This window comes from Phycisphaerales bacterium (genome assembly GCA_040217175.1).
Lineage (GTDB): Bacteria > Planctomycetota > Phycisphaerae > Phycisphaerales > UBA1924 > JAHCJI01.
Window position 1 is genome coordinate 621,350 of sequence record JAVJNT010000002.1, and the last position, 18,538, is coordinate 639,887.

19 protein-coding genes are annotated in these 18,538 nt (G+C 69.3%); 6 read left to right on the forward strand and 13 right to left on the reverse strand.

The window, feature by feature from the left end:
* Nucleotides 1-10: 10 nt before the first annotated feature.
* Nucleotides 11-1,888 (reverse strand): DNA mismatch repair endonuclease MutL, encoded by a 1,878-nt coding sequence (gene mutL / locus RIA68_09795; protein MEQ8317736.1) that lies wholly within the window; start codon nt 1,886-1,888, stop codon nt 11-13.
* A gap of 39 nt (nt 1,889-1,927) precedes the next feature.
* Between mutL and RIA68_09800 the strand changes: the two genes are divergently transcribed.
* A complete protein-coding gene (locus tag RIA68_09800) occupies nt 1,928-2,965 on the forward strand; it encodes a 3'(2'),5'-bisphosphate nucleotidase (GenBank protein ID MEQ8317737.1) in 1,038 nt (345 codons plus the stop codon).
* Here the strand turns inward: RIA68_09800 and RIA68_09805 are convergent.
* The 5 genes from RIA68_09805 to ribH all read right to left on the reverse strand — a co-directional run bounded on the left by RIA68_09805 (nt 2,962) and on the right by ribH (nt 7,334).
* Nucleotides 2,962-4,254, reverse strand: a complete 1,293-nt coding sequence (locus tag RIA68_09805) for a PP2C family protein-serine/threonine phosphatase (protein ID MEQ8317738.1) — start codon at nt 4,252-4,254, stop codon at nt 2,962-2,964. The genes RIA68_09800 and RIA68_09805 overlap by 4 nt on opposite strands.
* A 53-nt stretch (nt 4,255-4,307) precedes the next feature.
* On the reverse strand, nt 4,308-5,198 hold the full coding sequence (locus RIA68_09810; protein MEQ8317739.1) for a flagellin: 891 nt from the start codon (nt 5,196-5,198) through the stop codon (nt 4,308-4,310).
* Between the two features lie 194 nt (nt 5,199-5,392).
* A complete protein-coding gene (gene ftsY / locus RIA68_09815) occupies nt 5,393-6,325 on the reverse strand; it encodes a signal recognition particle-docking protein FtsY (GenBank protein MEQ8317740.1) in 933 nt (310 codons plus the stop codon).
* Nucleotides 6,319-6,780, reverse strand: coding sequence for a transcription antitermination factor NusB (gene nusB, locus RIA68_09820; GenBank protein MEQ8317741.1), 462 nt, complete (start codon nt 6,778-6,780; stop codon nt 6,319-6,321). The genes ftsY and nusB overlap by 7 nt, the downstream gene beginning before the upstream one ends.
* Nucleotides 6,777-7,334 carry a 6,7-dimethyl-8-ribityllumazine synthase gene (ribH, locus tag RIA68_09825; protein MEQ8317742.1) on the reverse strand — a complete coding sequence of 186 codons (558 nt, stop codon included), beginning with the start codon at nt 7,332-7,334 and terminating at the stop codon, nt 6,777-6,779. The genes nusB and ribH overlap by 4 nt, the downstream gene beginning before the upstream one ends.
* Before the next feature lie 72 nt (nt 7,335-7,406).
* On the opposite strand from ribH, the gene RIA68_09830 reads away from it, so the two are divergent.
* Nucleotides 7,407-8,399: a hypothetical protein gene (locus tag RIA68_09830; GenBank protein MEQ8317743.1), complete on the forward strand. Its 993-nt coding sequence runs from the start codon at nt 7,407-7,409 to the stop codon at nt 8,397-8,399.
* Between the two features lie 461 nt (nt 8,400-8,860).
* Here the strand turns inward: RIA68_09830 and RIA68_09835 are convergent, their stop codons facing one another.
* The 5 genes from RIA68_09835 to RIA68_09855 form a co-directional block, all read right to left on the reverse strand.
* Nucleotides 8,861-9,253, reverse strand: a complete 393-nt coding sequence (locus RIA68_09835; GenBank protein ID MEQ8317744.1) for a hypothetical protein — start codon at nt 9,251-9,253, stop codon at nt 8,861-8,863.
* Between the two features lie 63 nt (nt 9,254-9,316).
* Nucleotides 9,317-10,120, reverse strand: coding sequence for an ABC transporter permease (locus tag RIA68_09840; protein MEQ8317745.1), 804 nt, complete (start codon nt 10,118-10,120; stop codon nt 9,317-9,319).
* Between the two features lie 2 nt (nt 10,121-10,122).
* Nucleotides 10,123-10,494, reverse strand: coding sequence for an STAS domain-containing protein (locus RIA68_09845; GenBank protein ID MEQ8317746.1), 372 nt, complete (start codon nt 10,492-10,494; stop codon nt 10,123-10,125).
* 2 nt (nt 10,495-10,496) lie between these two features.
* The gene (locus RIA68_09850) at nt 10,497-11,075 is read right to left on the reverse strand and encodes an ATP-binding protein (GenBank protein MEQ8317747.1); all 579 of its coding nucleotides are present in this window, start codon (nt 11,073-11,075) and stop codon (nt 10,497-10,499) included.
* 27 nt (nt 11,076-11,102) lie between these two features.
* The gene (locus RIA68_09855) at nt 11,103-11,453 is read right to left on the reverse strand and encodes a hypothetical protein (protein ID MEQ8317748.1); all 351 of its coding nucleotides are present in this window, start codon (nt 11,451-11,453) and stop codon (nt 11,103-11,105) included.
* Between the two features lie 78 nt (nt 11,454-11,531).
* Between RIA68_09855 and guaA the strand changes: the two genes are divergently transcribed.
* Nucleotides 11,532-13,094, forward strand: a complete 1,563-nt coding sequence (gene guaA / locus RIA68_09860; protein MEQ8317749.1) for a glutamine-hydrolyzing GMP synthase — start codon at nt 11,532-11,534, stop codon at nt 13,092-13,094.
* A gap of 60 nt (nt 13,095-13,154) precedes the next feature.
* Here guaA and RIA68_09865 read toward each other — a convergent pair whose 3' ends face one another.
* Complete coding sequence (locus RIA68_09865; protein MEQ8317750.1) at nt 13,155-14,399, reverse strand: hypothetical protein; 1,245 nt, start codon at nt 14,397-14,399, stop codon at nt 13,155-13,157.
* Nucleotides 14,400-14,982: 583 nt separating this feature from the next.
* On the opposite strand from RIA68_09865, the gene RIA68_09870 reads away from it, so the two are divergent.
* On the forward strand, nt 14,983-15,936 hold the full coding sequence (locus tag RIA68_09870) for a hypothetical protein (protein ID MEQ8317751.1): 954 nt from the start codon (nt 14,983-14,985) through the stop codon (nt 15,934-15,936).
* A 56-nt stretch (nt 15,937-15,992) separates the two neighbouring features.
* The gene (locus tag RIA68_09875) at nt 15,993-16,430 is read left to right on the forward strand and encodes an OsmC family protein (GenBank protein ID MEQ8317752.1); all 438 of its coding nucleotides are present in this window, start codon (nt 15,993-15,995) and stop codon (nt 16,428-16,430) included.
* 3 nt (nt 16,431-16,433) lie between these two features.
* Here the strand turns inward: RIA68_09875 and RIA68_09880 are convergent, their stop codons facing one another.
* Entirely contained in the window at nt 16,434-17,543 is a 1,110-nt protein-coding gene (locus RIA68_09880; protein MEQ8317753.1) for a hypothetical protein, read from the reverse strand.
* Between the two features lie 111 nt (nt 17,544-17,654).
* On the opposite strand from RIA68_09880, the gene RIA68_09885 reads away from it, so the two are divergent.
* A complete protein-coding gene (locus tag RIA68_09885) occupies nt 17,655-18,386 on the forward strand; it encodes an RsmE family RNA methyltransferase (protein MEQ8317754.1) in 732 nt (243 codons plus the stop codon).
* The last annotated feature ends 152 nt before the right edge of the window (nt 18,387-18,538 follow it).

Consider the following 18,538-nt stretch of genomic DNA (forward strand, 5'->3'; position numbering starts at 1 on the left):
CTTCCCCGCTCTACCTCCGCCCGAACATGCGTTCGAGGTCCCGCATCGTCAACCGCACCGACGTCGGCCGGCCATGCGGGCAGCTCGCGCTGCGTTCGACCTTCTCGCGGAGTTCGAGCAGGGCGCTCAGCTCCTGGTCGCTCAGCGCGTCGCCGGCCTTGACGGCGGCCTTGCAGGCCATCATGTCCAGGACTTCTCTGAGCGCATCCTCCTGGTCCTTCGGAAGATCGTCGCGTTCGAGCAGGTCGGCCATGAACTCGGCCGGGTCGACGCCGCGGCTAAACAGCAGGCTGGGGAAGGCGTGCACGGCGACGCGCGTGGGGCCGGCGGCGGTGGCATCGATGCCCAGGGTTTGCAGGATCGGCGCGAGCGCGTCGAGTTTCTCGGGGGCATCGGCGACGCCGACCATCGCGGGCGTGAGCAGGCGCTGGCTCTCGAGGTTGCCGTGGCTGGTGACCCGGCTGCGCAGGGCCTCGAACATGACGCGCTCGTGCAGGGCGTGCTGGTCGATGATGACCACGCCGTCGTCGTCGTGGGCGACGAGGTAGCTGTCGCGGAGCTGCAAGGCCCGGCGCATCCACGGACCGTCGGGGGCGCGGTCGATGGGCGCTCGGTCGGTGGAGGAAGCCGCACCGGGGTCCTTTGGTTCGACCTGTGCTTCCGGCTGGGGCTGCGGCTCGACGCGGCTGAGCACCGCGTGCACCTCGGCGTCGGTCAGCCGATCGGCGAGTTCGCGGGCCTCGTGGGTGAGATCGCTCGCACGCGTGCCGGCAAAGATCGCCCCGTCGGCGGGCACGAACGGCTGCCACGGGCGAGCCGCGCCCGGGCTCACTTCCGTGAACGACGCCGTCAGGTCCTCGCCCGCCAGCGCCTCGCGCACCGAGCCGTGCACGGCGGCGTGGATGGCCGACGAATCGCGGAAGCGGACCTCGGCCTTGGCCGGGTGCACGTTCACGTCGACCATCGACGGATCGACGTCGATCAGCAGCACGGCCACCGGGTGCCTGCCCGGCTCGATCAGCCCGCGGTAGGCCTCCCGCAATCCATGGGCGATCGTGCCGTCGCGCACCACCCTTCCGTTGAGCACGATCCACTGGCCCTTGGCGTTGCCGCGCGCCGCGTGCGGGCGGCCGACGAGGCCCCAGAGGTTGACGTTGTAGGTCTCGGCCGCGACGCCCTTCGCCTCGATCATCGCGCCGGCGAGGTCCTCACCCAGGATCGCGCGCACGCGGTCGGGGGCGCTCTGGTCGGCGGGCAGGTCGAGCGTCGTGTGGCCATCGCACACAAGCGTGAAGCCAATAGCGGGCCGGGCGAGCGCGAGGCCCTTGACGGCCTCGACGCAGCGCTGCTTCTCGGTCTGGGCCGTGCGTAGGAACTTGCGGCGCGCGGGCGTATTGAAGAACAGGTTGCGCACCTCGATGACCGTGCCCGGTGCGCCGCTGGCGGGGCTGGGGCCCTGCACGTCCTTGCCCTCGACACGCAGCTCGCTGGCCTCGCTCGCACCGCGCGTGCGCGAGCGGATGCGCAGCCGGCTGACGCTCGCGATGCTCGCCAGCGCCTCGCCGCGGAAGCCCATGGTCGCCACGGCGTCGAGATCGTCGGGAGAGGTAATCTTGCTCGTCGCGTGCGGCGCGACCGCCATGGGGAGCTGGTCGGGCAGCATGCCGCAGCCGTCGTCGGCCACGCGGACCAGCTCGATGCCGCCGGCTTCCAGCTCGATGCGTACCTTGGTGGCCCCCGCGTCCAGTGCGTTTTCGACGAGTTCCTTGACGACCGAGGCCGGCCGCTCGACGACCTCGCCCGCGGCGATCTGGTTGACGACCAGGGCGTCGAGCGCGCGGATGATGGGCAGCGAGTCGGAAAGGGCTTGCGGCGTGGAAACGGACATCGGAGCGATCGTAGGGACGAGCGGGACCTACGCTGCACGATGACCAGCGATCCATCAGCGACAACAACCGACAACGCTCTCTATGCGCGCGCCGCCCGCGATGCCGTGGCGCAGGCGGCCATCGTGTGCCGGGCCGTGCAGGCCAGGCTCGACGACCTGCGAGCCATCACCAAGGACGACAAGAGCCCGGTGACCATCGCCGACTTTGCCAGCCAGGCGGTCGTCGCGAAGGTGCTGCAACAGCATCTGGGGACGTCGATCGTGCTGGTGGGCGAAGAGGGCAGCGAGTACCTCCGCCAGGCCGAGCACGCGGCGCACCTGAAGGCCGCGCTCGAGGCCGCCCACGAAGCGTGGCCCGAGGCGACCGAGGAGGAGTTCCTCGCCGCCATCGACGCGGGCGACGCCGAGCCAACGGCGGACCACACCTACTGGACGCTCGACCCCATCGACGGCACCAAGGGCTTCCTGCGCGGCCAGCAGTACGCGGTAGCGCTCGCGTGGCTCGACCACGGCGTGCCCACGGTGGGCGCGATGGCTTGCCCCAACCTGCCGATCTCGCACGACGCGCCCCTGGACAAGGTCGACGCGCACGGGTCGATCTACCTGAGCGTCGCGGGCGAGGGCACGCTCGAGGCCCCGCTTGCCGACCCGACCGCCGACGCGACGCGCATCCTGCGGCAGGATCTGGCGCCCGATGAGCCCGTCAGCGCGTGCATGTCGGTCGAGAAGGCCCACAGCAGCACCGACGACACGGCCCGCGTCATGGCCCTCGTCGGCCCGGAGCGCGAGCCGGCCAGGCTCGACAGCCAGTGCAAGTACGCCGTCGTGGCGCGCGGCCAGGCCGACGCGTATCTGCGCCTGCCGACCAGGAAGGGCTACGTCGAACGCATCTGGGACCACGCCGCCGGAGCTCTGGTGGCGACGGAAGCCGGCTGCGTCGTCAGCGATGCCTCGGGCCTGCCGCTGGCCTTCACGCACGGCAAGGGCCTGGAGCGCAATCGCGGCGTCGTGTGCGCGCCCCCCAGCGTGCACGAGCGGGTGATCAGGGCGATCAAGGAACTCGGACTCCTCGGCTAGCGCTCGCGCGCGACGACCAGGACGCACCGATCGTCGACCACGCGTTCCTCGCTGAAGGCCCCCACCGCCACCCGGATGGCCTCGGCGATGGCGTCGGGGTCGGGCTCGGCGTGCTTGATGGCCTCGTCCAGGCGTTCGACGCCGAACTGCTCGCCGTGTTCGTCGAACGCCTCGATGATGCCGTCGGTATAGAGCACCATGCACTCGCCGGGATGCAGCATGCCCGCGGCGCCGACGGTGTCGAGATACTCGAGGATGCCCAGCGGCGGGCTCGCATCACCGGTAATTGCTTCGATGGAGCCGTCGCGGCGGCGCACCCGTGGCACGTGGTGGCCGGCGTTCGCGTACACGAACTGGCCGGTCTTGGGGTAGAAGCCCACGAAGATCGCCGTTACGAATCGCTCGCCCTGGAGGCTCTCGTACAGCACGCGGTTCACGTCCGTCACGACGGTGCTCGCGGGCCTGCCGAAGGCGCGGTAGGCCAGCAACACGCTGCGCAGCATGCCCATCGCCACCGATGCCGGCGGGCCGTGGCCCGAGACGTCGGCCACGACCGCGCCGAACTGCCCGTCGCCAAAGTCGCGGAAGTCGTAGTAGTCGCCCCCAACTTCTTCGCTCGGCTCGTACCACACGGCAAATCGCAGGCCATCGACCTGCGGCGGGGCCGGCGGGATAATCGACCGCTGGGCGTCGAGGATTGATTCGAGCGAATGGCTGAGGCGGTCGTTCAGGCCCGAGACCTTCTTGAACAGGTTCTCGCGCTCGCCGGCCATCGACATCAGGTTGACCATCTGCGTGAGCAACAGCAGGTCGGGGGCGCCGAGGTCCCACGGCGTCGATCGGAAGAACACGACCCACTCGGTCGCCACGCCGCCGCGGAAGATCGGCAGCACGAGCGCACACCTCGGCAGCTCACGGCCGTCGAACAGCACTGCATCGGCCGGCCCTGGGTCGACCTCGATCATCGCGGGCCGCTCGTGCGAGGCGAGCTGGGCGAGCAGGCCGCCGCTGGCGCTCGCCGTCGTGCCGGGCTGCCAGGCGCCCTCGGGCGTCAGGATGCGCGCATCCAGCTCGCCCTCGGGAAGCTCGATGACGTTGTTGAGCGTGTACCAGCCCGGGCGCTCGGGGTCGAGGTCGAAGCCCACGAAGAGCTCCGCCCCGAACATCTCACGCATCCGCCGGAGCAGGCGAAAGCCATGCTCGGCCAGCGAGGATGCCTCGCTGGCTTCACGCAGCAGCTCGACGAAGTCGATCGCGCCACGTCTCGCAGACGGCGGGGAGAGGTTCACCCCGAAGGGTACTCAGGCCCGAGACGACATTCAGCCCGGTGTTCGCAGCGGCACTAGCCCAATAAGTCCAGGACCCGCTCCTGGTTGAGCAAGCCCGCACTGATCGCCCCCAGCGTCGCCTCGGTGCGGATGTTCGCCCGGATCAGCCGGGCGGACTCCTCGGCGAAGTCGGCGTCGCGGATGAGCGACCGGGCCGACGAGAGCGACTCGATCTGCACGCCGATCGAGGCCAGCCGCGGCGCGATGGCGTTCTTGCTGAGCGCCCCGAGGGCCCCGAGTTGCGTGTTCACCTGCTCGCGGGCCGCACCGAGGATCCGCTGGGCGAGCCCGGGGTTCTCCAGGAGGGAGCCCGCGCCGCCGGATGCAAGGTCGGTCATGTTCACCTTGACCGCGTCGGGATCGACGATCACCTCGCCGGTCTCGGTCACCTCGGGCTCGATGTCGTACACCTCGCCGAGCTTCGAGGGGTCCAGGGCCGCGACGGACTCGAAGGCTCCATCGCCCAGGGGAATGCGGAACGTGCCGTCCAGCAGCTTCTGCCCGTTGAACTCGGCCCCGCCCGCGAGGCGATCGACGGTCTGCAGGATCGAGTCGAGCTCGACCTGCAGCGCCTCGCGCTCGGTCTCGGAGAGTCCTGCCGTATTCGCGGCGGTGACGGCGAGCCCCTCGGCTTCGATCAGCAAGCCCGAGATCTCGGCGATAGCACCCTCGGCGGAATTGATGACGGACTGGCTGCGGTCGAGCGAGCGAGACTCGGCTTCGAGCGACTTGAGCGCCGCGCCGATCGCCTCGCTCGACATCAGGCCGGCCGGGTCATCCGACGCACGATTGATCCGCAGCCCCGTCGAAAGACGCTCCAGGGCGCTATTCCGCTCGGCCTGATTCAGGCCCAGGATCCGAAGGCCGGTGTTGACCGGCGACGAGCCAATTCCGATCGGCTGCATGTCGCACCCTCCCTTGGCGCTCGATCCCGCGGACACGCGCCCCCACGACGCACGCCCACGTTCAACAGGTCGCTTCCGCGGAGACGATCGCCCACGCGAAACCGACGCGGCGCGATCCGTTCGCGCCGTGGCAGGCGTTCCAACCGTCACGATCGGGACACCATCCTGGCTATCGGGCGGTTTGGAGCGCGACTTCAGGCCGATTCGGCGGCCGGCCCGAAGAGGCCCTCGACGAACGCCTCGGGGTCGAAGGGCTGAAGGTCCTCGGCGGTCTCGCCCACGCCGATGAACTTCACGGGCACGCCGCAGGCCTCGCGTACGGCGATGACCACGCCGCCCTTGGCCGTTCCGTCGAGCTTGGTAATGACCAGCCCCGATAACGGCACCGCCTTGGCGAAGTGCTCGGCCTGGGCCACGGCGTTCTGCCCGCTGGTGGCGTCGAGGACCAGCAGGCTCTCGTGCGGCGCTCCATCGATGCGCTTGCCGGCGACCTTGGCGATCTTCTCGAGCTGACGCATGAGCGCTTCCTGCGTCTGCAGCCGGCCGGCGGTGTCGAGGATGACCACGTCGACGCCGCGCGACGCGCCGGCGGCACAGGCGTCGAATGCCACGGCCGCCGGATCTCCGCCCTGCTGCCCGCGCACGACATCCACGCCGATGCGCTCGGCCCATACCTCGAGCTGGCGCACGGCCCCTGCGCGAAACGTGTCGCACGCGCCCAGCAGCACGGTCTTGCCGTCCTCGCGCAGGGCGTGGCAGAGCTTGGCGATCGTGGTCGTCTTGCCGACGCCGTTGACGCCGGTGACGAGCAGCACCGTCGGGCCCTCGTCGGCATACGCAAGCCCGAGATCTTCGGGCGGCCACATTGCCGAGACCGACCGCTTGAGGTAGCCGATGGCATCCTCGCCCTTCTCGAGCTTGCCGGCCTTGACGTCGGCCCGCAGGCCCTCGATCAACCGCCGCGTCGCCTGTACGCCCACGTCGGCGCGCAGCAGCACGGCTTCGATCTCCTTGATGAGCGCTTCGTCGAGCTTTCGCCCCGCCACGAGGTCGCGGAGCGGGTCGATGAGGACCGACCGCGTGCGCTTGAGCGAGTCCTTGATCTTGCGGCCAAGCGACTTCAGCACGCGTTGGGCTCCACCGTGTCGGTCGGCTGGCCGGCGAGCCTCCGCATCGCGGCATCGAGCAACGCGTTGACGAAGCCCGGGCTCTTCTCCGTACTGAACTGCCGGGCCATCTCGACCGCCTCGTCGATGGCGACCTTGGGCGGGGTCTTTTGCGTGGCCATCTCGTGGTAGGCCAGGCGGAGGATCGCGCGGTCGACGGCCGGCTGCCGCGACGCGGGCCAGCCAGGGCTGAGCTCCTCGAACAATTCGTCGGCCTCACGCCGCGCGGCAAAGGCGGTCAACGCCAGCTTCTCGGCCTGGCGTAGCTCCCGCGGCTCGAGGTCCTCGCTTTCTTCGGCCACCGAATCCCGCAGTGACGCGAGCACCGGTTCGTCGGCATCGTCGGGGGCGCCGACGGCATCGAGACCGTACAAGAGCTGGAAGGCCGCGATCCGCACGCGCTGGGTCGACGTCATGCCGACCCCTTGCCGTTCATGCCGGCGGCGGCCGCCTTGTCGGTGCCGCCTGCCAGCGGAGGCATGGCCTGGGGCGACAGCATCTCGGGCTGGTTGCGCACGGCGGCGGTCCGCATGCGGCGGAGCTCGTCGATCGACTCGAGCGCCGCACCCATGGCCTCGGCGCCCTTGTTGCCCTTGGGTCCGCCGGCCCGGTCGCGGGCCTGCTCGTCGGTGTCGGCCGTGATGACGCCGAAGCACACCGGCACGCCCGACTCGGCGGCGAGGTGCGCCAGGCCCTGGGCGACGGCGTCGTTGATGTGCCGGTCGTGGCTGGTCTGCCCCTTGATGACGCAGCCCAGGGCCACCACCGCCTCGAACGCCCCGGTCCGCAGCGCGGCCGAGCTCAGGGCGACCAGCTCGAACGCCCCGGGGGCCCGCAGCACGGCCGGCGTGGCTCCCGGCCACCGCTGGGCCAATGCTTCGACCGCCCCGCGCAGCATGGGCCCGGTGATGGAGTGGTTATACCGACTGACCACGATGGCCACCGGGGGAGGTTGCTCGGCGTTGTGCATCGAAGCATCGTAGGGGCACGGACGCGGCCGGCCGTCCGGGCGGCCGGGCCTGCGGGGCAGTACCATCGCCCCGTGCGGCAACGCCTGGTCAAACTCACCGACGTGCTCCAGCTCACCCGCTTCGCCACCGCGTTCGCGGCGGTGGGCAACGTCTGGCTGGTCATCCTCTGGACGCGGGCGACGCCCGACGAGCTCACCGCCCTGCCCGTGACCGCCCCCATGCGAACGGCCCCGCTGGCCCTGCTGCTGCTGGGCGGAGCCGTCGCGGCCATCGGGCTCTACGCCTTCACGCTGGGCCTGAACGACATCGTCGACCGCCGGCGAGACCGGGCGCTCGGGGCCGACCGCCCCATCCCCACCGGCCGGATCGGGCTCGACCTTGCCACCATCATCGTGGCCGGCTCGGTCTTCGCGGCGGTGCTCGGCGCGTCGTTCTTCGGCACCGGGGCCGTCCGCCTCACGGTGCTGGTGGCCGCGGCGGCGCTGGCGTTCAACGTGGTGGGCAAGTTCGTGCCCGGCGCGGGGCCGCTCTTGCTGGGCCTGATCTTCGCCGGGCACATGGTGATCCCGAACATCCAGCTCCACTTCGTGTGGCCCGTCGTCGTCGTTATGACGCACGCGCTGGCGGTCGAGTGGGCGGCCTGGGTCATCGGGCGGCGGAGCCCGGCCATCAGCCGACGCGCGGTTGCGGCCATCACGCTGGGCTGGCTTTTCTGGGCATCGGTCATCCTGCTCATCGGCTCGTACAACACGAGCGGGCTGGAGACCTGGCCTACGTGGCCCAGCCGGATGAGTGCGCTGCTCATCGCCGCGCTGGCGATCACCTTCATCATCTACATGTCCCACAAGGTGCGCAAGACCGGGCCCGGCCCGCGCGCCGCGGAGAAGCTCCGCCGCTACGGGGCCATCTGGCTCGTGCTCTATGGCGTGGCCTGGGTCGTGACCGAAGGTTACTGGCTGGCGACGATGATCCTGGCGGGGCTCGGCCTGGTCGGCCTCATCGTGATGACCGTGGCGCGTGAGGCGTACCACCTGGCGCACCAGCCGATGGGCTATCGCCGGTAGGCACGATCGGTCTATTTCCTCGTTCGCCCGCACTCGGGGCAGGTCTTGCCGGCGACGCGGCGCAGGTCGTAGCCGCATCGCACGCACCGGCCGGCCATGTGGCGGCGGAGCGATCGAACGAGTTCGAGTCCCGTGAGCAGTGCGAACCACGAGATCGCGAAGAAGACGGTGTTGGCAACGGCCGCTGGTGCGATGACGCCGAAGGGCAGAGAGAGCGCTACGGGCTGCGCGCCGATGGGAGGCGTGCGCTTGAGCGCGTCGATCGTGATCAGGCCACTCTCGAACTCGGTCTGCTAGTAGGCGGATCCGGCGGACGTTGCCTCGAACCCCGTGATCCCCTCGAGCATCGGCAATGGCCAGCCGGCACGCATGATTCCGGCGTAGAAGCTCTCCCCCTGCATCCCGGACATGCGGCTTTCGAGGCTCGGCGGGGGAAACGATGCAATCTGGTCGTCGATCCGCTAAATGGGTGGCAGCATCGCCGTCAGATTATCGAGCGGATCGGTCAGGCTGCCCTGCGGCTTGTTCATGACCGCCTCGATCTGGGTTGCGAAATCCCGGAGTTCACGCTCCCGTACTTCGGCGTACGCCGCCCCGCCCATTTTCAGTACCCGCTGTGCTTCACGCTGGTGGTACTCGGCACCGAGATACGTGCGATCGAGCCGATTCCCACTCCACGACTCGCCCTCAAGGCCGGGGCGCCCGTGCATCTGATGTTCGAGGAGCCAAGGCTGAACGACACCGACGCCGCGCGCGACCCAGGCAGGTGCGGGTTGTAACCATCCTGCCCACAGGGCAATCGTGAGACCCCACGCCACGAGCCACGCCGTGACAAAGCCCAGGGCGATGCACAAGAAAGATCGTCGTATCCAGCGAGCCACGAATGTTGGTACCGAATCGGCTGGCCGGAGGTTGCTCTAGAACAGCCCCAAGGCGTAGAACATCGCCGTGAACACGAGGTCGGCGATGACCACCGCAACCACGCTCTCGACCACCGTGCGCGTGGTCGCGGCGCCGACGCCCGCGGCGCCGCCGGTCACACGCAGGCCGTTGAGGCAGGCGATGACGCCGATGAGCAGGCCGAACACGAGGCTCTTGGCCACGCCCGTCAGGAAGTCGACGACCTTGACCTGGAAGAGCAGGTTCTCCCAGTAGACAACGAAGGGCAGGTCGATGACGAGGATCGATACGCCGATCGACGCGGTGATCGAGACCAGGCTTGCAAACACGCCCAGCGCGCCCATGCACGTGCACGTGGCAAACACGCGGGGCACGACGAGGAACCGCACGGGGTTGAGCGCGTGCGCCTCGAGCGCCTCGATCTCTTCGCCCACGACCATCGTGCCGATCTCGGCGGTGATAGCGGCGCCGGCGTAGCCGGTGAGCACGATGGCGCTGATGAGCGGCCCAAGCTCGCGCAGCACGGCCACGCCGATGATGTTGGCCAGCTTGTCCTTCTGGCCCAGTTCGTCCAGCGGCGGGGCCATCTGCAGGCTGAGGATGAGCCCGACCGCGGCCGACACCAGGCAGATGATGGCGATGGATCGCACGCCCACGCGGATGATCTGCGTGTTGAGGGCCGACGAGCCAAGACGAATCCGCGGATCGAGCACCGACCGCACGAGCCACACCGTGGCCTGGGCCAGCAGGACGAGCATGTCGCCCATGTGGTCGACGGTGTCGACCACGATGCCGCCCACGAACCCGAGCAGCCGCGTCATGCCTACACCGCCGACGTCGTCTTGATGGCCTCGTCGAGCGAGCCGGCAATCGGGAAGACCGTGTCGAGGCGCGCAATCTCGAAGATCGAGCGCACGCGGTCTTGCAGGCCGCAAAGCACCAGGCCCGCGCCCTTCTTGCGGCTGAGCTGCAGGCCTCGCACCAAGGTGGCCACGCCCGAGCTGTCCATGTACGTCACGCCCGAGAGGTCGACGACCACGCCGCCGCCCTTGGGCGTGCGGCCGACTGCGTCTTGCAGGGCCATCTGCAGGTCGGGCGATCGGACGATGTCGACCTCGCCCGACAAGCTGACCACCACGGCCTTCTCGCCCTCGGGACGGATGTCGATCTCGTTGCCATCACGATCGTCGCTCACGCTCACCCTCCAGCCGATCGAGTCGGTCCGCCCTTGTCCGTCGCCGGCCGAGATGGCCCGTCGCACCCGCACGCGCCGTCGTCGCACCCGCCCGAGAGGGCCTTGGTCCGCTGGGCGCTGGGGCCGTCGGTGCGCTTCACGAGCGTGAGGCTCATGCCCGACTCCTGCCTCGGAGCATACTCGGCCCGATCGACCACCTGGCGGATGATGTGCACGCCCAGCCCGCCGGGGCGGACGTCGTCGAGGTCGCGGCCCTGGATCTTGCTCGGGTCGATCTGCTGGGCCTCGTCCTCGATGACGATGCAGATGCCCGGCCCGTGCTCGCCGTCGTCGTGCAGCGGCCAGATCTTCACCCAGATCGGCCTGCCGAGGTCCTGCTTGTATCCGTGGCGGATGACGTTGCAGAGCGCCTCGTCGACGGCCAGGGCCAGGTGGGAGCTGGAGTCGTGGCTGAATCCCAGGCGCTTGGCCACGCCGGCCACCATCTCGCGTGCGCCGGCCAGGTATCGCACGTCGCTGACAACCCGGAGCAGGATGTCCGGGGGCGACTGCGTGACCTCTTTGGGTAGGGTGTCGGTCATGGAAAGGGGGTGCACTCCGCGGCCAACTCAGGGTGTCGTCGACGCCGCCGGGCCCGAGCCCTTGCGTTCGTCGAGCCACCGCTTCCATCGGTCGATCGCCGCCCGGCGCTCGGGCTCTGGGGCCCAGGCATCGTAGCCGAAGCGGTCTCCGGCCGTCCGCTGGAGGGCGGCGATGGAGAGGGACCGCAGGGCGGGGTCGTCGGAGTTGAGCGCCCGCACCATCTGGGTCAGGTCCTCGTGCGTGGGCTGCCGGGCCGTGGCGATGACCGCCCGGATGCGCGAGCCGGCGTCGGGCGCCTCGAAGTCGGCTGGCAACGAGGCATTGCAGCCCGCCATCGCGAGGGCGCCAACCGAGATGGTGGTGCGAACCGTCCGCATGGCCAACCGTAGCCAACGCGGGCGAGGGACCTGCCGGCATATGCTTCGCGCTTCCCCATCGCGTGGAGGCAGTCCCTGATGATCCCGACCCCACATGACGAAGTCGTCCTGATCGTCGACTTTGGCTCGCAGACGGCCCAGCTCATCGCCCGCCGATGTCGAGAGCTTGGCGTGTGCGCGATGATGGTCTCGCCCAAGGCCACCGCGGCCGAGCTTGCCGAGGCAAGCCCCAAGGCCATCATCCTCTCGGGCGGGCCGGCCAGCATCGAGGACCCCGGCGCGCCGTCCCTGGCCGAGGGCATCCTGGGCATGGGGCTGCCGGTGCTTGGCATCTGCTACGGCATGCAAGTCGCCTGCCACCAGCTGGGCGCGCACGTCGAGAAGGCCGACCACCGCGAGTTCGGGCGCGCGGCGCTCGACGTGCTTGAGCCGAGCGGCTTGCTGGGCGCCATCCCCAGCAAGACCACCGTGTGGATGTCCCACGGCGACCAGATCAGCGAGCTCAAGAGCCACGGCTTCAAGATCCTGGCAAGGACGCCCACCTGCCCCGCCGCCGCCGTCGCCCACGAGCACGACGGCGTCCGGTTCTTCGGCGTGCAGTTCCACCCCGAGGTGACGCACACGCCCCACGGCGTTGACATCCTGCGGAACTTCCTCTTCGAGATTGCCGGCTGCAAGGGCACGTGGCGCATGGCCGACTTCGCGCAGGCCCAGCAGGAGCGCATCGCCGAGGCGGTCGGCGACCAGCGCGTCATCTGCGGCCTGTCGGGCGGGGTGGATTCGGCGGTGTGCGCCGCGCTGCTCCACAAGTCGATCGGTGACCGGCTGACGTGCGTGTTCGTCGATACGGGCTTGCTCCGCAAGAAGGAGCGCGAGCTCGTAGAGACGACGTTCAAGGACCACTTCGACGCGGATCTGCGCGTCGTCGACGCAGCCGACGACTTCCTGGGCGATCTCGAGGGCGTGACCGACCCGCAAGAGAAGCGTCGCCTCATCGGCCATCGCTTCATCGAGGTGTTCAAGGACACCGCCAAGGACATCCCCGGCGCCACCGTCTTGGCCCAGGGAACGCTGTACCCAGACGTCATCGAGAGCGGCCAGGGCCACGGCGGGGTCTCGGCCACCATCAAGCTGCACCACAACGTGGGCGGCCTGCCGGCCGAGCTCGGATTCGCGCTCGTCGAGCCACTGCGCGACCTCTTCAAGGACGAAGTCCGCACGCTCGGCGAAGTGCTCGGCCTGCCGAGCCAGATGGTCTGGCGGCACCCATTCCCGGGCCCGGGCCTGGCGGTGCGCGTGCTGGGCGAGGTGACCCGCGACAAGCTGGCCGTGCTGCGCGAGTGCGACGAGATCCTGCTGGAAGAAATCATCTCGGCCCAGCTCTATCGACAGACGAGCCAGGTCTTTGCCGTGCTGCTGCCGGTGCAGAGCGTGGGCGTCATGGGCGACGGGCGGACGTACGAGAACGCCGTGGCCGTGCGCGCCGTCGAGAGCGAAGACTTCATGACCGCCGACTGGGCGCGCCTGCCCTACGACGTGCTGGGACGCATCAGCAACCGCATCATCAACGAGGTCCGCGGCGTCAACCGCGTGGTGTATGACATCTCGAGCAAGCCGCCCGCAACGATCGAGTGGGAGTGAAAAAAACAGGCCCACGCCTTGGGGACGCGGGCCTGCCGAAGAAGAAATGTCGTGACGTGATCAGGCGGCGTCGCGCTGGCTCACGTTGATCGTGGTGCCGGCGGCGTTGCGCAGCTCGCCCGGGGTGCCGTGCGAGCCCTGGGCCTGGAAGCCCGGGACGCCCGTGGGGAAGGCCGTCTGGAAGATCGGCTGGCCCGTGAACTGGTTCGGGGTGACGCCGTTGATCGGGCCGTTCCAGCCCTGACCGTTGAACTGACCGCCAAACTGGCCACCGAACTGGCCGGCCACGAGCTGCGCCGGGATGGTGCCGTAGCTCCCGACGCTCGTCGGGGTGAAGCTGCTCTGGCCGAAGCCGAAGCTGGTGTTCAGGGCGGGGTTGAGCGTGCCGTTGCCGATGCCGGTGCTCGAGCTGCTCCCGCTGGTCACGGGGGTCGCGGGCGAGTAGCCGGAGAAGCCCTGGCCGCTGGTGCCGGTCACGCCGGTGCCGTTGCTGCTGGTGCCGCTGAAGCCGCCAATGCCACCGAAGCCGGTCGTGGGCACGCCGCCGAAGCCGGTGGTCTGGCCGATGGGCGAGGTGAACGGAGCGGTGTAGCTCGAGGTGATCGGCGAGAAGCCGCTCCACGCGGGCTGGCTCCAGCTACCGGCGAACGGCGAGACGAAGCTGCTGCCGATCGGCGAGAAGCCGGTGATGCCCGAGTCCCAACCGGTCTGGAAGCCGAAGGGGCTGCCGAACGAGCCGTAGAACGGGGTGCCGAAGCTCGATGCGAACGGGCTGGTGAACGAACCCGGGAAGCCGCCGAAGCGACCACCGAAGATCGACCAGTCGTTCTGCGGCAGGCCGCCGAAGCCGCTGCCAAAGCTGTTGGAGAAGCTACTGGAGAAGGGCGTGGTGAACGGCGAGAAGCCGCCGAAGGGCTGCTGCCCGAACGAGTTGAAGCCGAACGGAATGTTGCTGAAGGGCGTGTAGCCGAACGGGCTCACGGGCGAGCCATACGAGCCGCCGTAGAACGAGCTGGTGGGCGAGCCGAAGCCCTGGTTCCACGAGGGCTGGCCGAAGCCGAAGCCGCTGAAGGGCGAGAACTGGCCGCCGAACGACGGGCCGTTGTACGAGTTGGTGAAGGGCGTGGTGAAGGGGCCGAAGCCGCCGAAGGAGGGGGTGCCGAAGCTGTTGCTGAAGCTGTTCGTGAACATGGGGGTCCCAATCTGGCCGAAGCCGCTGGTGAACGGAGACGAGAACGACGGGGTGAACGGGGTGCCGACACCGAACGGGGTCGTGGCCGGCGAATTGTTGATGAAGCTGTTCATGCGCGTGATGCTCCTACTTTCCGTGTGGCCGCGCGGCACCTTTGACGCACGACCGAGCCCTCCGACGAGCGCGCGACCATCGCGCACCCCCACTGCGGGGCCCATGCCTCGAATCTGGACGTTGCTTCGTTGACGGCGGGCCGGCGTCCGTGCCTTGGCTCGCACACCTTGTTTCGGCAGCACGAGCCGCGGGCTTTGCCCGATCCTTCTAATCCGCACGAAATTTGTTTCACGCGCAGGTTTCGCCGATCGCTCGACGGCTCGGAGGGCCGGATCCGGCGTACTTCCACCCATCGTGGAACAAAGCGTGGCGCGTCCGCGTCAAAACTCGCGGCGGCACCGCCATCGACCGCCCCCCGCAACCGCTGCCCCGCCCGCGTGGTACCAGATGGCGCCCAGAACCGGCGGCCCGGAGTCGCCGATACGATGGAGGGCGGCCGGCACGCCGCACCCGCCCCATCGGGGCACCCACGAGGGCTTCTCGGGCGAGCCCGCCACGCCGACGCACGGACGCGCTGCGTCCGTCCGGCCTGGATCGAGCGGATGGCTCGCCCGAAGCCTGTCCGATAAAAGGAGGCACCACATGCGTCGCCTGAGTTCGTCCCGCACCGCCCCCGCCATCGGCCTGGCCGCGTTGCTCGCGGCGTCGGCCGCCGCCCAGCAGAGCCCGACCGGCACCACCTCGACTCGCGAGGCGGGCGCGCCGGCCCAGGTGGTCGAGGGCGGCCGACCCGAACGGGTCACGCTGTCTCGCATGATGCGGCCGCTGACCGCCAGCTTCCAGGACGAACCCCTGCGCGACGTGATGAACTACATCGTGCAGCAGACCGGCGCCACCCTCGAGATCTTCTGGCTCGACGAGCGCACCGGCACCGGCCTGGACCCCGAGCAGACCATCACGCTGAACGTTGAGAACCTGCCGGCGATCACCGTGCTCGAGCGCGTGCTTGCCAAGGCCGAGGATGTCTTCGGCGGCGGCAACAACTGGCAGATGACCGAGTGGGGCGAGATGCAAGTGGGCCCGACGAGCCGCCTGAACCGCTTCAACCGCACCGAGATCTACGACATCAACGATCTGCTGCTCGTGCTGCCCGAGTATCCCGAGGTGCCGACCATCGACCTGCAGCAAGCGCTGCAGGCCAGCCAGGGCGGCGGCGGGCAGAGCCCCTTTACCGGCGGCGAGGGCGACAACGAGCTCGACGAGCGCCCCATCGAGGAACGCGCCGACGAGATCATCAGCCTCATCGAAGACCTCGTGGAGCCCGATCACTGGATCGAGAACTCGCGTGCGTCGATCCGCTACTTCAAGGGCACGCTCATCGTGCGGGCGCCCGACTACGTGCACCGCGGCATCGTGGGCTATACGTATTGGCCGACGCGGCGGCTGAGCGCCGTCATCGAAGGCCGTCGCTACGTCACCATGGGCGTGGACACCGGAATCTCGACCATCGACGGCTTCGGCCAGCAGCCGGTGAGCGCGGTCGTCGGCGGGCGGATCATCACGAGCGACCCGAGCGATCCGGGCGGCGGCGGCTGAGACCGACGCCCATCTCCCCTCGGATCGTGACGTAGGCTCTGCCAAGGAGTTCATCCATGGCAGAGCCTCGCGTCATTCGGGTCACCATCGGCAAGGACCGCTACCACACCGACATCACCGCGGGCGGACACACGCTCGTCGCCGACGAGCCCGAGGGCGTGGGCGGGTCGGACAACGGCCCCGATCCGTATGCGCTGCTGCTCGCGTCGCTCGGGGCGTGCAAGGCCATTACGGTGCGCATGTACGCCGACCGCAAGCAGTGGCCGCTCGAGCGCCTCGAGCTCGACCTGTCGCACGACCGCGTGCACGCCCAGGATTGCGAAGACTGCGAGCAGGAGGATGGCATGGTCAGCGTCATCGAGTGCACGATCCGCGCCATCGGCGAGCTGAGCGACGAGCAGCGACACCGGCTCGCCGAGATCGCCGACATGTGTCCGGTGCACAAGACATTCACCGGACCCAATCACGTCCGCACGAAGCTGGCAAGCGACTAGGCGTCAGCCATCGGCCGGCGCCTGGAGCGACGGCTGCGGCGTCGTTGGCGGATGGGGCGGGTTGTGCCACAGCGCCAGGTACACCCAGACACACGTCGCAAGGAACGCCTGCACGAGCGCCACCCATCCCACGATCTGCTTGAGCTGCGGCTTGCTGTCGAGCGGAGCGCTCGCGCGTCGGGCGCCGACGATCAAGGCCTCGCCCGTTTGCTTGGTCACCCGGACCACGACCGGACCGGCGACCACCAGCACGCGGTCGGCCGCAGCGCGCCACGCGGGCTTGTCGACGGCGGGAGCGCTGGCCGCCGCGGGCGCCGGTGCGGGCTCAGCGGTCGCGGGCTCGGGCGCCGGTGCTGCTGCTGGCTCGGGCTCGGGAGCCTTCGGCTCGGCCGGCTCGGCTTGGATCTGGGGTTCGGGCGAAGGAGCGACCGGTTCAGGGGCGGGTTCGTCGGCTTCGAGCTGGGCATCGGCCAGCGCCGCGAGCTGCTCGTCGAGCTCGCCGATGAGTTCGGCCTCGTCGGTCGGCAGGTTGGGCTTGCGCTCTGGCTCCGAGGGCGACTGGAGCAACTCGGCTTTCGCCCTTGCATCGGCGTCGGGGTCTTCGTCGGGCAATTCGACCGGATCGGCCGACTCGTCCGTCCCCATCTCGCCGACGGGGTCCTCGAACACGCCCGACGCGAGCAGGGAAGCCAGTTCCTCGTCGAGCTCGCGCTCGAGGTCATCGGAGCCGACGGGGGCGCCGTCGACGTCGTTGCTCGGAGGGTTCGGGGGGGCCTGCGCCTCCGGCTCGATCAAGAGGCCGTCGTCGATGACGGGCCCATCGTCCGCCTCTGCTGCGGGCTCTTCTGCGGGCGATTCCTCGGGCAATTCTTCGGTCGGGGCGACATCTGCTTGCTCGGGTTCGGTCGGTGCTGCAGATGCTGGCTCGGGGGTCGACTCTGGAGCAGGCTTTGGCTGCTCAGGCTTCTTGCGTGGAGGCGGCGGGGCGTCGTCTTCCAGCGAAGAACTGGCGCGCGCGACCTCTTCCGAAGATTCCTCGAGCGCATCGAGCAAGGCGTCGAGGCGCTCGCCGATATCCTCGATCTTCGAGATGTCCTCGGCGTGGTGTGCCATGGGCCGCAGCGTTCATCGGCCGAATCTGGCCGCGTCTGAAGATCTCGGACCTACGAAAGCTCCGTCCGAGAACCACTATCCAAACGTAGTACCCATCTGACGAGCCCAGCCATGCACCACCTCATCGTCGATCGACTTGACCCGGGCCAGGCCGAGATGGCCATCGAGGGCGAGCAGGCCCGCCACGCCGTGCGGGTGCGACGGATGGAGCCGGGCGAGCGGCTCATCCTTATGGATGGGGCGGGCGGCACGGCCGAAGCCGTCGTCGAAGGTTCCGATAAGAACGGTCCGAAGACCTCCTGGCGGTTGCTGGTCAGGATCGCCGAGCATCGCCGGCGCCCGCCTCCCGAGCCGGCCGTCCACGTCTTGAGCCCGGCCCCGAAGGGCGATCTCCTCGAGACGATGATCGATCAGCTCAGCCAGGTCGGGGCGGCTGGTTGGCGCCCGCTGGACACCCAGCGGAGCGAGCGAGAGCCTCGGCAAGGCAAGATCGAGCGCCTCGTGCGGATCGCCCACGAGTCGGCGAAGCAGTGCGGGCGGCCGTGGTTCCTGGAGATTGACCAGGGACTGCCCTTCGAGGCGGCCCTGAAGCTGCCGAACGCCGTGATCGCCAGCGCGGAAGGCGAAGCGGCAGGGGATGTCCTAGGCCGGGTGGCGGCGGGTACGCCCGCGAGCGGCATCCACGTGCTCGTCGGCCCAGAGGGTGGTTTTTCGGACGCCGAGCGAAGCATGGCGGATGCAGCGGGGTTGCCCGCTGTGTCGCTCGGGCCGCACGTTCTGCGGATCGGAACGGCTGCGGTGGTCGCGGCGAGCGCCTTCGTTCGGGCGGGCCCGCATTCGTGACCGGGCGGTGACGTTCGTGCGGGAACGTCGGGCCGGGCTGCACGTATCCCTGATGGGCGGCGGACCTGTCAGGCACGTGCAGATTGAACCGATAGCCTGAAGGAGCGATCGCCGTCGCGAATCAGGCCGACCGCCAGGATGGGAGCCCGAGT

Coding starts and splice junctions, on each gene's coding strand:
- RIA68_09880 (MEQ8317753.1), bottom strand. CDS start 17,543: ATGGCACACCACGCCGAGGACATCTCGAAGATCGAGGATATCGGCGAG.
- RIA68_09800 (MEQ8317737.1), top strand. CDS start 1,928: ATGACCAGCGATCCATCAGCGACAACAACCGACAACGCTCTCTATGCG.
- RIA68_09870 (MEQ8317751.1), top strand. CDS start 14,983: ATGCGTCGCCTGAGTTCGTCCCGCACCGCCCCCGCCATCGGCCTGGCC.
- RIA68_09855 (MEQ8317748.1), bottom strand. CDS start 11,453: ATGCGGACGGTTCGCACCACCATCTCGGTTGGCGCCCTCGCGATGGCG.
- guaA (MEQ8317749.1), top strand. CDS start 11,532: ATGATCCCGACCCCACATGACGAAGTCGTCCTGATCGTCGACTTTGGC.
- RIA68_09885 (MEQ8317754.1), top strand. CDS start 17,655: ATGCACCACCTCATCGTCGATCGACTTGACCCGGGCCAGGCCGAGATG.
- RIA68_09865 (MEQ8317750.1), bottom strand. CDS start 14,399: ATGAACAGCTTCATCAACAATTCGCCGGCCACGACCCCGTTCGGTGTC.
- ribH (MEQ8317742.1), bottom strand. CDS start 7,334: ATGCACAACGCCGAGCAACCTCCCCCGGTGGCCATCGTGGTCAGTCGG.
- RIA68_09850 (MEQ8317747.1), bottom strand. CDS start 11,075: ATGACCGACACCCTACCCAAAGAGGTCACGCAGTCGCCCCCGGACATC.
- RIA68_09840 (MEQ8317745.1), bottom strand. CDS start 10,120: ATGACGCGGCTGCTCGGGTTCGTGGGCGGCATCGTGGTCGACACCGTC.
- RIA68_09875 (MEQ8317752.1), top strand. CDS start 15,993: ATGGCAGAGCCTCGCGTCATTCGGGTCACCATCGGCAAGGACCGCTAC.
- RIA68_09810 (MEQ8317739.1), bottom strand. CDS start 5,198: ATGCAGCCGATCGGAATTGGCTCGTCGCCGGTCAACACCGGCCTTCGG.
- nusB (MEQ8317741.1), bottom strand. CDS start 6,780: ATGACGTCGACCCAGCGCGTGCGGATCGCGGCCTTCCAGCTCTTGTAC.
- mutL (MEQ8317736.1), bottom strand. CDS start 1,888: ATGTCCGTTTCCACGCCGCAAGCCCTTTCCGACTCGCTGCCCATCATC.